13 protein-coding genes are annotated in these 13064 nt (G+C 65.9%); 2 read left to right on the top strand and 11 right to left on the bottom strand.

Annotated elements, in window-relative coordinates; translation table 11 throughout:
* A partial coding sequence (locus tag QP752_RS09910; RefSeq protein WP_256042488.1) for a hypothetical protein occupies positions 1 to 213 on the bottom strand: 213 nt, incomplete at its 3' end.
* 37 nt (positions 214 to 250) lie between these two features.
* Here QP752_RS09910 and QP752_RS09905 point away from each other — a divergent pair.
* On the top strand, positions 251 to 586 hold the full coding sequence (locus tag QP752_RS09905) for a hypothetical protein (RefSeq protein ID WP_256042489.1): 336 nt from the start codon (positions 251 to 253) through the stop codon (positions 584 to 586).
* A 161-nt stretch (positions 587 to 747) separates the two neighbouring features.
* Here the strand turns inward: QP752_RS09905 and QP752_RS09900 are convergent, their stop codons facing one another.
* The 3 genes from QP752_RS09900 to QP752_RS09890 are packed head-to-tail and all read right to left on the bottom strand — an operon-like array spanning position 748 to position 4042.
* Complete coding sequence (locus tag QP752_RS09900) at positions 748 to 2598, bottom strand: BCCT family transporter (RefSeq protein ID WP_284805398.1); 1851 nt, start codon at positions 2596 to 2598, stop codon at positions 748 to 750.
* Between the two features lie 27 nt (positions 2599 to 2625).
* Positions 2626 to 3399, bottom strand: coding sequence for a CPBP family intramembrane glutamic endopeptidase (locus QP752_RS09895; RefSeq protein WP_284805397.1), 774 nt, complete (start codon positions 3397 to 3399; stop codon positions 2626 to 2628).
* Positions 3383 to 4042, bottom strand: a complete 660-nt coding sequence (locus QP752_RS09890; protein WP_070478029.1) for a hypothetical protein — start codon at positions 4040 to 4042, stop codon at positions 3383 to 3385. The genes QP752_RS09895 and QP752_RS09890 overlap by 17 nt, the downstream gene beginning before the upstream one ends.
* A gap of 36 nt (positions 4043 to 4078) precedes the next feature.
* Between QP752_RS09890 and QP752_RS09885 the strand changes: the two genes are divergently transcribed.
* The gene (locus QP752_RS09885; RefSeq protein WP_070478028.1) at positions 4079 to 5293 is read left to right on the top strand and encodes an alpha/beta fold hydrolase; all 1215 of its coding nucleotides are present in this window, start codon (positions 4079 to 4081) and stop codon (positions 5291 to 5293) included.
* Here QP752_RS09885 and QP752_RS09880 read toward each other — a convergent pair.
* From QP752_RS09880 to brnQ, 7 genes are read right to left on the bottom strand one after another with little or no spacing between them, the layout of a single operon-like run.
* Positions 5273 to 6181, bottom strand: coding sequence for a ribokinase (locus QP752_RS09880; RefSeq protein ID WP_284805396.1), 909 nt, complete (start codon positions 6179 to 6181; stop codon positions 5273 to 5275). The two genes, QP752_RS09885 and QP752_RS09880, sit on opposite strands and share 21 nt — an antisense overlap.
* 18 nt (positions 6182 to 6199) lie before the next feature.
* A complete protein-coding gene (locus tag QP752_RS09875) occupies positions 6200 to 7525 on the bottom strand; it encodes an ABC transporter ATP-binding protein (protein ID WP_284805395.1) in 1326 nt (441 codons plus the stop codon).
* Complete coding sequence (locus tag QP752_RS09870) at positions 7509 to 8294, bottom strand: ABC transporter permease (RefSeq protein WP_284805394.1); 786 nt, start codon at positions 8292 to 8294, stop codon at positions 7509 to 7511. The genes QP752_RS09875 and QP752_RS09870 overlap by 17 nt, the downstream gene beginning before the upstream one ends.
* The gene (locus QP752_RS09865; protein WP_284805393.1) at positions 8291 to 9199 is read right to left on the bottom strand and encodes an ABC transporter permease; all 909 of its coding nucleotides are present in this window, start codon (positions 9197 to 9199) and stop codon (positions 8291 to 8293) included. Before QP752_RS09865 ends, QP752_RS09870 begins: the two co-directional genes overlap by 4 nt.
* Positions 9196 to 10641: an ABC transporter substrate-binding protein gene (locus QP752_RS09860; RefSeq protein ID WP_284805392.1), complete on the bottom strand. Its 1446-nt coding sequence runs from the start codon at positions 10639 to 10641 to the stop codon at positions 9196 to 9198. Before QP752_RS09860 ends, QP752_RS09865 begins: the two co-directional genes overlap by 4 nt.
* An 11-nt stretch (positions 10642 to 10652) precedes the next feature.
* Positions 10653 to 11639 (bottom strand): LLM class flavin-dependent oxidoreductase, encoded by a 987-nt coding sequence (locus tag QP752_RS09855; protein WP_284805391.1) that lies wholly within the window; start codon positions 11637 to 11639, stop codon positions 10653 to 10655.
* Between the two features lie 9 nt (positions 11640 to 11648).
* A complete protein-coding gene (gene brnQ / locus QP752_RS09850; protein ID WP_256000935.1) occupies positions 11649 to 13013 on the bottom strand; it encodes a branched-chain amino acid transport system II carrier protein in 1365 nt (454 codons plus the stop codon).
* Positions 13014 to 13064 lie beyond the last annotated feature (51 nt).

Raw genomic sequence — 13064 nt, 5'->3', positions numbered from 1 at the left:
GAAGCCGAAACCGTCAGCTACGACGTCTGAGGCCACGCCGCGAACAACTGTAACCACGAAGCCGTCCGCCCCGCGGACAACCACGCAGGTTCCGTCGAGTGTGGAAAGTTCCGCCCCGCCGACAACGGCGAAGCCGAAACCGTCAGCTACGACGTCTGAGGCCACGCCGCGAACAACTGTAACCACGAAGCCGTCCGCCCCGCGGATAACCAAGGCACCGACTTTGGACGCTGTCGTTGAGGGAGCGACAATGCTCCGCGGTGACGCTGACCATGCAGGCCAGGCGTTAACGGTGTCAGTGACAGGGCAGGGCGAGACTCCTGTTCAGGCGGATAGCAAAAAGAGGTGGAGTCTTCGGCTGTCTCGGCCGCTGCGCGTGGGGGACGTCGTGAAGGTTCGTGATGCTGCGGGCAACGAAACGAAAACCACTGTTCAGGCGAAACCGACGGTAGAACCTGCGCCAGCTTCTTCGACGGGCAGTATCGTTGGCATCGTGCTTGGTCTCTTGGCGGTCCTGATCGGTGGTGCTGTCGCGTTCGGGCTGCACACGGGCATGATCAAACTGCCTGGGATGCTGCATCGATGAGGTGAGGCTCGGTCGTAAAGCCTAAAAGGTAGTAACAGGATGGTAGTAATCCTCCCCGGGGGTCCCAAAATCGGGATTACTACAATCCTGTTACTACCATTTGCGTTGATGGCGTCATTTGCGCTGGTGGCACGGCCTGTGCCGTTGAGCGCGGCGCCCAACTAGTCCTTCTTGGACTCAGAATCGGAATCTTCGGTCTCTGGCTCGTAGCCGTCGGCCCACGTGCCGGTTTCGTAGTCGTAGCCGACGTTTTCGCCGTCCTCGTTGGTGCGCTGGTACCAGTCGGTGACGTGGGCGGCGGTGGAGTCGAAGTCGGCGCCGGCGCCTTTGCCTTCGTCGGCTTGGTTGACGGTGAGTTCGAAGTCGTCGCCGTATTCTTCGAGGCCCTTGATCACAGCGGCGCGCATCGCGGAGCGCGCGTAGGTGTTGCGGATTGCGAGTGGGTCGGTGGAGAGATCCCGCAGGAAGGCGATGCCGATGAAGATCAGGATGACGGAGAAGGGCAGCGCGGAGAGAATGGTCAGGGACTGCAGGCCGGACAGCGCGTCTTCGCCGCCGGTGAGCAGCATGACGACGGCGATGCCCATCATGCAGGCGCCCCAGAACAACACGATGAGCTTCTTCGGTGCCGGGTCGCCCTTGGAGGACATGGTGCCCATGACGACGGAGGCGGAGTCGGCAGAGGTGATGAAGAAGATCGAGAGGATGACGATCAGGAGCACCGAGGTGATGCTGTACAGCGGTAGCTGCTCAAACATGGCGTAGAGGATGCTTTCGGTGGAGCTGGTGCCGTCGAAACCTGGGATGTTGTCCCGGTTGAAGGAGATGGTGGTGCCGCCGAAGATGGTGAACGCGAGGATGAGCACGGTCGTCGGTACGACGATGGTGACGATGACGAACTGTCGCAGCGTGCGGCCGCGGGAGATGCGGGCGATGAACATGCCGACGAACGGGGTCCACGCGATCCACCATGCCCAGTAGAAGGCGGTCCAGGCCGACTGGAAGTCGAGGGTTTCCGTGCCCCAGGTCAGTGAACGGGACGCCATATCCATGTACTTGTCGACGTACGCGATGGTGCCGGACGGGATCAGGTTCGTGAGGAACAGGGTCGGGCCGGTGACGAACACGAAGAAGATCGCGCCCAGTGTCAGGGTGATGTTGATGTTGGAGAGGATGCGCACGCCCTTGGACACGCCGGAGACGGCGGAGATCATGAAGCCGGTTGACAGCAGCATGATGATGGCGATGAGCACGCCGGTGGACACCTCGATGCCGCCGACGATGGAGACGCCCTCGGTGATCTGCAGGGACGCAACGCCGAGGGAGGCCGCGGTGCCGAAGAGGGTGGCGACGATCGCGAGGATGTCGACGATCTTTCCGGTCCACGCGGCACCACCCTTGGTCAGCGGGGTGAAGATGGAGGACATGAGGGAGACGCGGCCGCGGCGGTACGTCGAGTAGGCGAGGGCACCGCCGACGAGTGCGTAGGCTGACCACGGTGAAACGCCCCAGTGGAAGTGGGACTGCGCCATGGCTTGGTGCAGGGCTTCGGGGGTTTCGGCGTCGACAGTCAGCGGTGGTGGGGTGATGTAGTGGGTGAGCGGTTCGGAGGGGCCGAAGAAGAAGATGCCGACGCCAATACCTGCCGCGAACATCATGGCGATCCAGGAGAAGAAGGAGTACTCCGGCTCCTCGTCGTCCTTGCCGAGCTTGATGGTGCCGAAGCGTGAGAACGCGATGACGAGCATCAGGACGACGCAGCCGGACATGATGATGTTAAACAGCCAGCCGAAGTTGTACATGCCCCAGTTCAGTGCGTTGCCGGCGACTTCGCCGACGGTGTCTGGGGCGCTGATGCCCCAAATGATGAACGCGACGATGAGCACCGCTGTGACACCGAAGACGAGTTTGTCCACCCCGAATCGGTTGCGTTGTTCTTCTACGCTGATCCCGGGGACGAGTCCGGGGTGCATGTCGTCGGGATAGGCGGGTGCAGCATTGGTGCTGGACATGAGGTTCTCCTTGAGATTGTGAGTCTCTTAGTTAACCGCATCCTGGACGATATGGCTAGTTGGGTCCGGACGTTTTCGACGGTTCACGGCGAGGAGGAGCAACGTTGTGCCGATGGTGAACGTGGAGGAAAACGCCAGGTCAACCCACCCAATGTCGGTGGGGCTGGCGTCGGGTTCGATGAAGAAGACAGAGATATTATTAAACGCGTGCATTACCACTGCGGCCTCGAGTCCGCCGGTGTACCAGACAAGGGCGGAGACGCAGATGGTGAACACGAGGATGTCGGTAAGTCCGATCCAGTTGTACTCGTGCAACGCCACGAAGGGGATGACCGGTACCGCGTACGCCACCCACGGCGAGCGCACCCACGTGCCGACGATCTGGGGGATAGCGCCGCGGAACATGAACTCTTCCGACGCCGCCTGAAACGGCGTGATGAGCACGTACATCAGCAGGATTGGCGTGAGGTCGATGTCTTCCCACGGCGTGGTCAGGCCGAACAGTACCAGCATGACCAGGCTGCTGCGAAGCACGATTGGCCAGCGCACGCGGCCCGCCACGCTGACGAGCAGCGCCGGATCGCGTCCGGCCACCCGTGCTGCGAGGAACGCCGCCGGCAGCGTCAGCGCAAGGCTGAGCACGATGGCCAGCTGAGATTCCATGTCGCCGGTGGCGTCCAGGAAGAAGAAGGCAGCCAGCGTCAGCGTGAGGAAGAACGCTACGAGCAGCAGCGCCTCTATGAGCGCGCGCCACCACGGCCGTTCAGCGGCGAGGAGGTGGTACTCAGGGTAGGGCTGCAACGGCGACCTCCAGCGCGATGCTCGCGGAAGCACCCGGGATCAGGGTCACGCCGCGGCGGTCTTCGCCGAGCAGCGCTGGCTCCACGCACACGAAGTGCGCCCAGTCGTCGTCGCCGAGGTCCTCGGCGTCGCGGCAGACGTCGGGGCCGGGGTTCCACACCACGAGGTGGTCGGTGCCGGTGCAGGTAAACGTGAGCTCGCGCGTGGCGTCGCGGAGGACGGCGCTGGTCGCTCCGGCAATCACGGCGTCGGTTTCGTTGCCGAAGCGCAGCGGGCCCTCCACCGTCTTCAACTCGCCGTCGGTTTTGTCGAGGAAGCGGGAGCCTTGGACACCCGAGAGCTCCGCGGTTGCCGCGTCGCAGGCCCAGTAGGGGTGCAGCGCGATCTGGACGGGCCGCGGGGTGGTCGCCCCGTTGGTGATGGTCAGTTCGAAGCGCGAGCGGGCGTCGTCAAGCTGGCTGCGGAAGACGAGGTGGAAGTTGTCGTGGCTCACGCGCATCGTGTCGCCGTCGTGTTGCCACTCGAGGCTGGTTGCCCAGCCGTGCATCTGCTCGCCGAGGGTCTGTGCGAACCACGGGGCAACAACTGGGATGCCTCCGTGGGCCGGATTGTGCTGGGAATGAAAAAACAGTGGTTGCGTCACGGCTCCCAATGCTAGTGGGGGTATAGCATGAGGGCCATGTCTCTGTTTGCTTCCTCTCTCCACTGCGTTGATGTCCCCTTCGAGCGCGAGGGGGTGCAGCTGTTCGCGCGCATCGTGCGCAGCGCCACGACCGCGAAGGACGCGCCGGCGCTGCTCTTCCTCCAGGGCGGCCCAGGTTTCCCGAGCCCACGCGAGCGCTTCGAGTGGATCGAGTACGCCACCAAGCGCGGCTACCAGGTGGTGCTGCTGGATCAGCGCGGCACGGGCCGCTCCTCCCGCATCGATCGCGCCATGCTTGGCGACGCCACCATCGACTTCACCCGTCTTCGCGCCGACGTCATCGTGGACGACGCGGAAGCGCTGCGCCGCACGCTGGGGCTGGCGCAGTGGGACGTGCTGGGCCAGTCCTTCGGCGGGTTCTGCCTGGTGCACTACATGCTGCGCTACCCGGACTCGCTGCGTGCGGCGCTGTTTACGGGTGGGTTGCCCTCGATCAGCAGGGGCGTGGACGAGGTGTACGAGGCGACGTTCGCCACCGTGCGGGCCCGCCACGAGGAGCTCTTCGAGGCAGTGCCGTGGGCGCAGGAGCGCATCGCGGAGGTGTGCGAGCACCTCGAGCAGCGCGAGGAGTTCCTGCCAACCGGGGAGCGGCTGAGCGCGCGGCGTTTCCGGACCATCGGCACGCTGTTGGGGCAGGAGGGCGGCGCAGGCACGATCGCGGCGCTGCTCGAGGCCCCCTTCCACCCGAATGGTGCGATGCGCACGGACGTGCTTGCGCAGATCGGCGCGCTGGTCAGCTACGAGTCTGGCCCGCTCTACGGGGTGATCCACGAATCCATCTACGGCGGTACCGTACCGGGTGCGACCGCGTGGTCGGCGCAGCGCGTCGCCGAGCGCACTCCCGGCTTCGGCGCCGGCGAAGGGTTGCTCACCGGCGAGCACGTCTTCCCGTTCCAATTCGACGAGGACCCGGCGCTGCGCCCCTTCAAACAGGCAGCGCACGAGCTGGCGGCCAAGGACGATTGGCCCAACCTTTACGCCGGGGCTGCAGGGTTCAACGCAGCCGACCACGGGATTCGGACCGCGGCGGCCGTCTATACGCAGGATATGTACGTGCCGCGCCAGTTCTCCCTCGAGACCGCCGAGGCACTCGGCATCAACGTGTGGGAAAACGACCAGATGCAGCACGACGGGTTGCGCAGACACGGCGAGACCGTGCTGGGTGCGCTGTTAGAAATCGTAGGCGTCTAGCTCGACGGCGCTCGGGTAGGAGGGCTGCGCGCCGGGCTTCGTTACAGCGATCGCGCCGACCTTCGCCGCGACCTTCGCGGCCTCGTCCAGGGTGTCGCCCTCAACCAGGCGGTGGCACAGCGCGCCCGCGAACGCGTCACCAGCGCCGACGGTGTCGACGGCCTCCACGCGCGGCGTGTCCACTGGGCGCAGGCCCTCCGCGTCGGCGATGAGTGCCCCGGCCGCACCGAGGGTGAGCACGACGGAGGCGAAGCCGGCGTCGAGAAGCTGCTGGGCCAGCTGCTCCGGGGTCTCCTGCGGGGAGACGCCGAGCTGCTCGAGGATGAGGCCGGCCTCGTGCTCGTTGGCGAGCAGCGGATCGGCGGCGAGCAGCGCCTCGCGGTCCACCTCCACGACGGGGGCAAGGTTGATCACGACGCGCGCGCCGTGGGCCTGCGCCAACTCGACCGCCTTGGCAAAGCCGTCCGCGGGGATCTCGCCCTGCAGCAACACGAGTGAGGCGTCCTCGATGGCGGCGACGTGGCGCTCAACGTGGTTCGCGTCCACCTCGGCGTTCGCGCCGGGCACGACCAGGACGGTGTTCTCGCCGTCGGCGGCCACGGTGATCACGGCCAGGCCGGTGACTTCGTCCTTTTGCTCCACGTGGGTGAGGTCCACGCCCGCGACCTCCAGGAGTGCGAGCGCCGGCGCCGCGTTCGAGTCCTTACCAACCGCGCCGACCAGCGCCACATGCGCGCCCAGCTTCGCGGCTGCGCACGCCTGGTTGGCGCCCTTGCCTCCGGCGGTGAGCCCGCCGCCTTCGCCCAGTAGGGTTTCGCCCGGGTTAGGGTGGCGGGCAACGTTGACGGTGAGGTCTGCGTTAATGGAACCAACTACTACGATCTTCATACCCACCCACAGTAGCGCCTAAAACATGCTGTCGATGAGGCGCCGCGTGTATTCGTGCTGCGGATTACGCAGGACGTCCTGCGTGCGGCCCTCCTCCACGATTTCGCCCTCGTGCATCACGATCGTGCGCGGGCACAGCGCGCGCACCACGCCGAGGTCGTGGGAGACGAACACGAGGGTGGAGGCGAGCTCGTCGAGCAGGGTGAGCACCTGGTTACGCAGGGTGGCGTCGAGGGCGGAGACGGGCTCGTCCGCAAGCAGGATATCGGGGGTGGCGGCGGTCGCGCGGGCAATAGAGATGCGCTGGCGCTGCCCGCCGGAGAACTCGCGGGGCAAGCGTCGCTCGGTGCCCTCGAGGCCCACCGCGGCAAGCACCTCGCGGGCCCGCCGCGTATCGACGCCCGCCTCCTCCACCGACGCCCCGACCCGCATCCGCGGGTCCAGGGAAGAGTAGGGGTCCTGGAACACCATCTGGCAGTCGCCGTTGATCCGGACCTCCCCGGAGTCGACGCCGCGCAAGCCCGCGATGACGTGCAGGAGGGTGGTCTTGCCGGAACCAGAACCGCCCACAATGCCGATGCGCTCGCCCCGGCGGACCTCCAGGTTCACGTTGCGTAGTGCTTTGGTGGTGCCGCGGGTGACGGAGACATCACGAAGGGTGACCACGGGCCCGCCAACCTCGCGCGACGCAGTCGCGAGCGTGGGCAGCGTCGGGTTGAGCAGCTTGCGCGAGTAGGCGCTGTCCGCCGGCTCGATCGACCCAGCGCGAAACACCAGAACTTCCTGCGTCATGTGCCTGACCACCGGCATGTCGTGGGAGATGAACAGCAGCCCCATGCCGCGGCGGCGGACCACGGTGTCGATGAGGTCCAGGATCTGGCGTTGGACGGTGACGTCGAGGGCGGTGGTGGGCTCGTCGCAAAGTAAGAAGTCGGGGTCGCCGGCGAGGGCGAGAGCGATGAGCACGCGTTGGCGCTGCCCGCCGGAGAGTTCGTGTGGGTAAGCCTCGGGACGGTCGACGCCGACTTCCTGCAGCAGGTGCCGCGGTACGACCTTGCCGATCTTCTTGAGCGGGTCGAGTGCCGTCATGGGTTCTTGGAAGACCATCGCGACGCGAGAGCCGCGCACGCGGCGGCGGGTCCGCTCGGAGGTGCCGACCATTTCGACGCCGTCGACGGTGATGGAACCTTCGGCCGGGAGGTCCGTGAGCCCCATGATGGACAGCGCCGTGAGTGACTTGCCGGACCCGGACTCGCCGATGATGCCGAGGCGCTGGCCGCGCTCAAGCGTGAAGCTGATGCCGTGCAGCAGGCCCTCGATGCGGAGGTTAGAAACGTTGATCACGGTGGCCTCCTGCTACGTTGCACGCGAGAATCGTCAGCGCGATGGCCAGCGCCGGCCACAGCGCAAGGTGCGGGGCTGTGGCCAGGTAGGGCTGGCTAGCCTGCAGCATCCGGCCCCAGGACGCGTAGGGCGCCTGCACGCCGAAGCCGAGGAAGGACAGGCCCGACTCGGCCAGCACCGCCATGGAAAATGCCACCGCGATCTGGGTGATGACCACCGGCAGGATGTTCGGCAGCACGTGGCGCCACGCCACCATAATCCCAGGCACCTTGTTCAGGCGCGCGGCCAGGATGTAGTCCTGGGACATCACGCGAAGCGTGGCCACCCGCGAGACACGGACGAACCCGGGGATACCCGCGATGCCAAGGGCGAGCACCACGATCCACATGCTGGCGCCGAATGCAGCGGTCAACGCGATGGCCAGCAGCAGCGCCGGAAACGCCATGAGCACGTCGCTGCCGCCCATGATGGTGCGCTCCGTCCAGGAGCGGCGCATGCCCGCGAGCACCCCGAGCGGCACGCCCACAATCAGGGAGAGCGCCGCGGCACCTGCGCTCGCAGCAACGGTGTAGCGCGCGCCCATCATGATGCGCGAGAGTAGGTCGCGACCCAGCTCGTCGGTGCCGAGCAAGTGCGTAGCGCTTGGTGCGGCGAGGCGCTGCGCCGGCATGGCCTGCAGCGGGTCGTAGGGCGTCCACACCAGGGAGAGCACCGCCACGAACACGATCGCCCCCAGCGTTATCCACCCAGCTATTCGTTTCGGGTTCACTTCGCCCTCCTGACACGGGGGTCAACGACCCCGTAGGCGATGTCCACGAGCGCGTTGACCAGTAGCGTAAACGCCACCAGCAGCATCATCGTGGACTGCACCGCCGTGATATCACGGTTTCGCACCGAGTCCAGCAGGAAAGAGCCAAGGCCGGGGATGGCGAAGACCTGCTCCACAACCACGGCGCTGACCACCAGCGCGGACAGCTGGATCCCCACCACCGTGAGCACCGGCAGTGCGGCGTTGCGAAGCACGTGCTCGCGCACCACCTGCGCCATGCTTGCACCGGTAGAACGCGCGGTGCGTACGTAGTCGCGCTCGAGCTCCTCGGAAACCGCGGTGCGGATATACCTCGCTAGGATCGCCGTCTGCACGGCGGTCAGCGACAGCACCGGCAACACCGCGTGCGCAGCCGTGCCCCACCCGTTGGCAGGCAACCAGCCCAAACGCACCGAGAACACCGCCACGGCCACAATGCCGACAACAAAGCTCGGCACCGCCATGCCCAACTGTGTCAGCCCGGACAGCACCGCACTGTTTCGCCGCGCCAGCCAGATCCCGACAGGAAGCACGATGGCCAGCGACAACACCATCGCAGCCACCGCCAACACCAGCGAGACCTCCGCGCGCTGCCAGATCACCGGGCCCAGGTCCGCGCCGCTGGCCAGCGACACCCCGAAGTCACCGCGCAGCATCGCGACAATCCAGCTCACGTATTGGGCCACCAGCGGGCGGTCCGTCCCTAACGTGTGCGACAGCTCCGCCACCGCTTCATCCGAGGCGTTGAGCCCAAGCGCGATGCGCGCCGGGTCGCCTGGGATGGCGCGCAGCAGTAGGAAGATCACCACGCTGGCCGCAGCGAGTAGCGCGAGTAGTCGCAGGAGCGTTGATGCAACGTGTTTCATCGGCGCACCTCGTTCAGCGGCAGGGAGTCGGTGACCACGTTCGGGTCGAGCCCGTGCACGCCCGGCGCGTAGAGCACGATGTTCGGCGCGTTAACCAGGGTGAGCGCCCCGGCATCCGCCATGATGGTGTCCACCGCGGCCCGCAGGTCGCCCTGCGCCATGAGCTCGCGGGCGTGCGCGGAGTCGTAGCCGAAGTAGTAGTCCGGGTTGCCGAACATGTGCACCATGTCGCGCGGCTCCACGTGCGAGATAATCGACGCCTGATAGTCGTGCTGCTTGTGCACCTTGTTCAGCCACACCGCCGGGAACTCCACGGTGTGCAGCGTGACACGGAAGCCGACGCTGCGAAGCTGGGAGTAGATGAGCTCGCTGGCGGTCTGCGCGTACGGCAGGCTGGGCACCTCGATGGTGACCTCAGGGGTGCGCCCGGCGAGCAGCTCCCGTGCCTTGTCCGGGTCGAAGGGGTAGTAGTTGGTGCCGGTAAACCATGGGTCGGTTGGTGGGACGGGGGCGCCGCCGGTGTCGGTGGCAAGCCCGTTGTAGACCACCGCGTTGAGCGCATCACGGTCGATGGCGTAGGCGGCGGCGCGCCGCACGGTGACGTCGTCGAAGGGTGCAGCCTTGTTGTTCATGCTGAAGACCACCTCGCCGTTGGTGGTACCGACGGCGGTGGTGATGTCGTCTGGCAGGGCGTCGAGGAGCTGCGGCGCCTGCATCGCCCACACGACGTCCACATCGCCGACGCGCAGCGCGTTCACCGCGGCGATGGCGTCGCCGAAGTAGCGGATCATGGCCCCGCTTTGCGGCTTTGTGCCCCAGTAATCGGGCCGCGGGTTGAAGGCAATCGAGTGGCCGGGCTCAAACGAGCGCAGCGTGTACGGCCCGGTGCCGAGCGGGTCGCTCGCGAGCCTTCCCACGGAGTCGGGCGTCATCATCGCGCCCGTCATCGTGCCCATGGACCACAGCCACTGCTCGCTCGGTGCCTTCAGCGTCACCTCGAGCGTGCGCGGGTCCACCGCGCGCGCGGATGCGACCGGGTCCATGTTCTCCTTGATGCCGTTGACCCAGGAGTCCTTCACGTAGTTGATGGAGAAGACGGCGTCGCTGGCGTCGAAGGGGGAGCCGTCGGAAAAGGTCACGCCCTCGCGCAGGTCGAAGGTGTAGACGGTGCCGTCGTCGCTGACGCGCCACGAGGTCGCCAACCACGGCTGCGGTTCGCCGTTGGCGTCGATACGCACGAGCGTCTCGTAGATGTTGCCCATCAGCGCCTGGGGTGCGGCGGCACCGCCGATGGAGGTGAAGTCGAGGCCCGCAGGGGGCCCTTGCGTTGCGACGACCACATCCTCCCGCGGCGCCGCGGGGCCACACGCGGCGAGGCTCAGTCCGAGCGTGGCGCCGAGCGTGGACGCCACCAGCCCGCGCGACAGGGTGCTGAAATGCATGAGTGTAGAGTCTAGCGGTCCCAGACTCCTGCGAGAATTTCCATCGAACGCAGCGCCTCTTCATGCGTTGGGGCCTGCAGCGAAATCATCAACTCGTCCGCGTGCGCGGTGGCGGTGAAGTCGGTGAGGTAGTCGCGGACCTGATCGCCGGTACCGGCCGCGGTGTAGCGCAGCATGCCAATAATCTGTTGGCCCTGTGGGGAGCGCACAACCTCGTCGAGCTGCTCGTCGTTGAGCATGGTGCCGCGGCGGCCGATCATGGCGCGCACCCGGTTGCGGTGCACCAGGTGGGTCTGGCGCTCGGCGTCCTCGGCGGTGTCCGCAGCGGTGACGTTTACGGCCGCGATGCAGTAGGGCTCCGGGTAGCGCTCGGACGGCTCGTAGTTCTCCTTGTAATACGCCGTGGCCTGCTCCAGCATGTTGGGCGCGAAGTGGGAGGCAAACGAGTACGGCAGGCCGAGCTTCGCTGCGAGCGATGCCCCGAACATCGAGGAGCCGAGGATGTACAGTGGCACGTTGGTGCCTGCGCCCGGCACGGCGGTCACCCCGGCCAGCGGGGAGTTGTCGCTCAACCACGCCTGTAGCTCGAGCACGTCTTCCGGGAAGTGCTCGGCCGCCCGCGGGTCGCGCCGCAGCGCCCGGCCGAGCGTTTGCTGGTCGGTGCCCGGGGCGCGGCCAAGCCCGAGATCAATACGGTTAGGGTAGAGCTCCTCGAGCATTCCGAACTGCTCCGCAACCACGTACGGGGAGTGGTTCGGCAGCATCACTCCACCTGCGCCGAGCCGAATGCGCTCGGTTTTCGCCCCGATGTGGGCAATAAGCACTGAGGGCACCGAGGAGACAATGCTGTGCATGTTGTGGTGCTCGGAGTACCAAATACGCGAATACTCCAGCGATTCCGCCTTCTGCGCGAATGCAACGGAACGCTGCATTGCGTCGGCGACGGACTCGCCGGAGTAGCTGGTGCAAAAATCAATCAGTGAGAGTGGGGTAGACATGGCCCCACACTACGCGTTGACGTCCTCCGCGTGTTGCTTCGGGCGGGCCAGGTCCACGACCAGGCCGATGACGAACGCCACCGCTACTGGCAGAACCCAGCCCAGGCCAGCATCGTGCAGTATGGACCAGCTGACCAGCGGGGTCAGGGCGTCGGCACCCCAGCCGAGGGAAATGAAGGTCTCGATTGCGGACCAGACCACAGCAACCCAGATCGGCAGGAAGAACGCCCAGCGGAAAGCCATGTGGCGCTTGAACGCTGGCTCGACCAGGGTGACGAAGATCAGGGCAATGGCCGGCGGGTACAGGAAGCCGATGACCGGTGCGGCAATCGTCATCACGAAGTCCAGGCCCTGGGTCGCGATGACCATCGAGGCGATGGTGAAGATGACCGCCCACGTGCGGTAGGCGCCACCAAACTCGGTGGAGAAGTACTCTGCGGTCGCGGTGATCAGGCCGACTGCGGTGGTCAGGCAGGCCAGCAGCACGATCAGTGAGAAGATGACCTGGCCCGCCTGGCCCATCGTCAGGTTGGAGGCTTCAGCCAGCAGGCCAGCGCCGTTATCGAACTGGTCGGAGTCCGGCATCACGCGACCGATCATGCCCAGCCCGACGTAGATGAGTGCCAGCAGCGCGCCCGCACCGACGCCAGCTGCGATGGTGCCGTTGACCAGCTTCTTGCCCTCAGGGAAGCCCTTCGAACGCAGCGTGGAAATCACGACAATGGAGAAGGCCAGCGCGGCGATGGAGTCCATCGTCAGGTAGCCCTCCAGCAGGCCGGTCGGGTACGGGCCGGACTGGTAGTGCTCCGAAGGGGCGGAAGGCTCTACGTCCCAGCGGAACAGCGAAACGGCGATCATCACGACCAGCAGGATGACCAGCGCCGGAGTGAGGAACTTACCGAGCTTTTCCATGATGGTGTTCGGGTTCCAGCTCAGCGCCAGGGCAATGCTGAAGAAGATGACGTTGAACACGCCCGAGGCGAACAGGCCGGACACACCGAACAGCGGGGTGATGGCCGTTTCCATCGACACCGCGCCGGTACGTGGCAGCGCGTAGAACGCGCCGATGGACAGGTAGGCGAGCACCGGGAAAACGACACCGAAGATGCTGCCGGCGCGCTGCGCGAGGTCGCGCACGTTCGTGCCGGACAGTGCAATCGCGATGACCGCCAGCACCGGCAGCAGGGCGCCGGTGCTGAGGAAGCCGAGGATGGCAGGCCAGAAGTTATCGCCTGCCTGGACGGCCAGGATTGGTGGGAAAATCAGGTTGCCGGCACCGAAGAACATGGAAAACAGTGCCAGCGCGGTGACGACGACCGCCTGGGTGGAGTTCCCCTGTTTCGTGCCCGTTTGAGCGTTCTGTGTGTGGTCCATTGCCACACAGTACAACACACAGCGAAAAAATGGGAAATCTTTTCCATTCTG

Source organism: Corynebacterium sp. UMB10321 (assembly GCF_030228725.1).
GTDB lineage: Bacteria > Actinomycetota > Actinomycetes > Mycobacteriales > Mycobacteriaceae > Corynebacterium > Corynebacterium pseudogenitalium.
The sequence above is the reverse complement of the archived record's forward strand: the minus strand, read 5'-3'. Positions and strand labels throughout refer to the sequence as shown.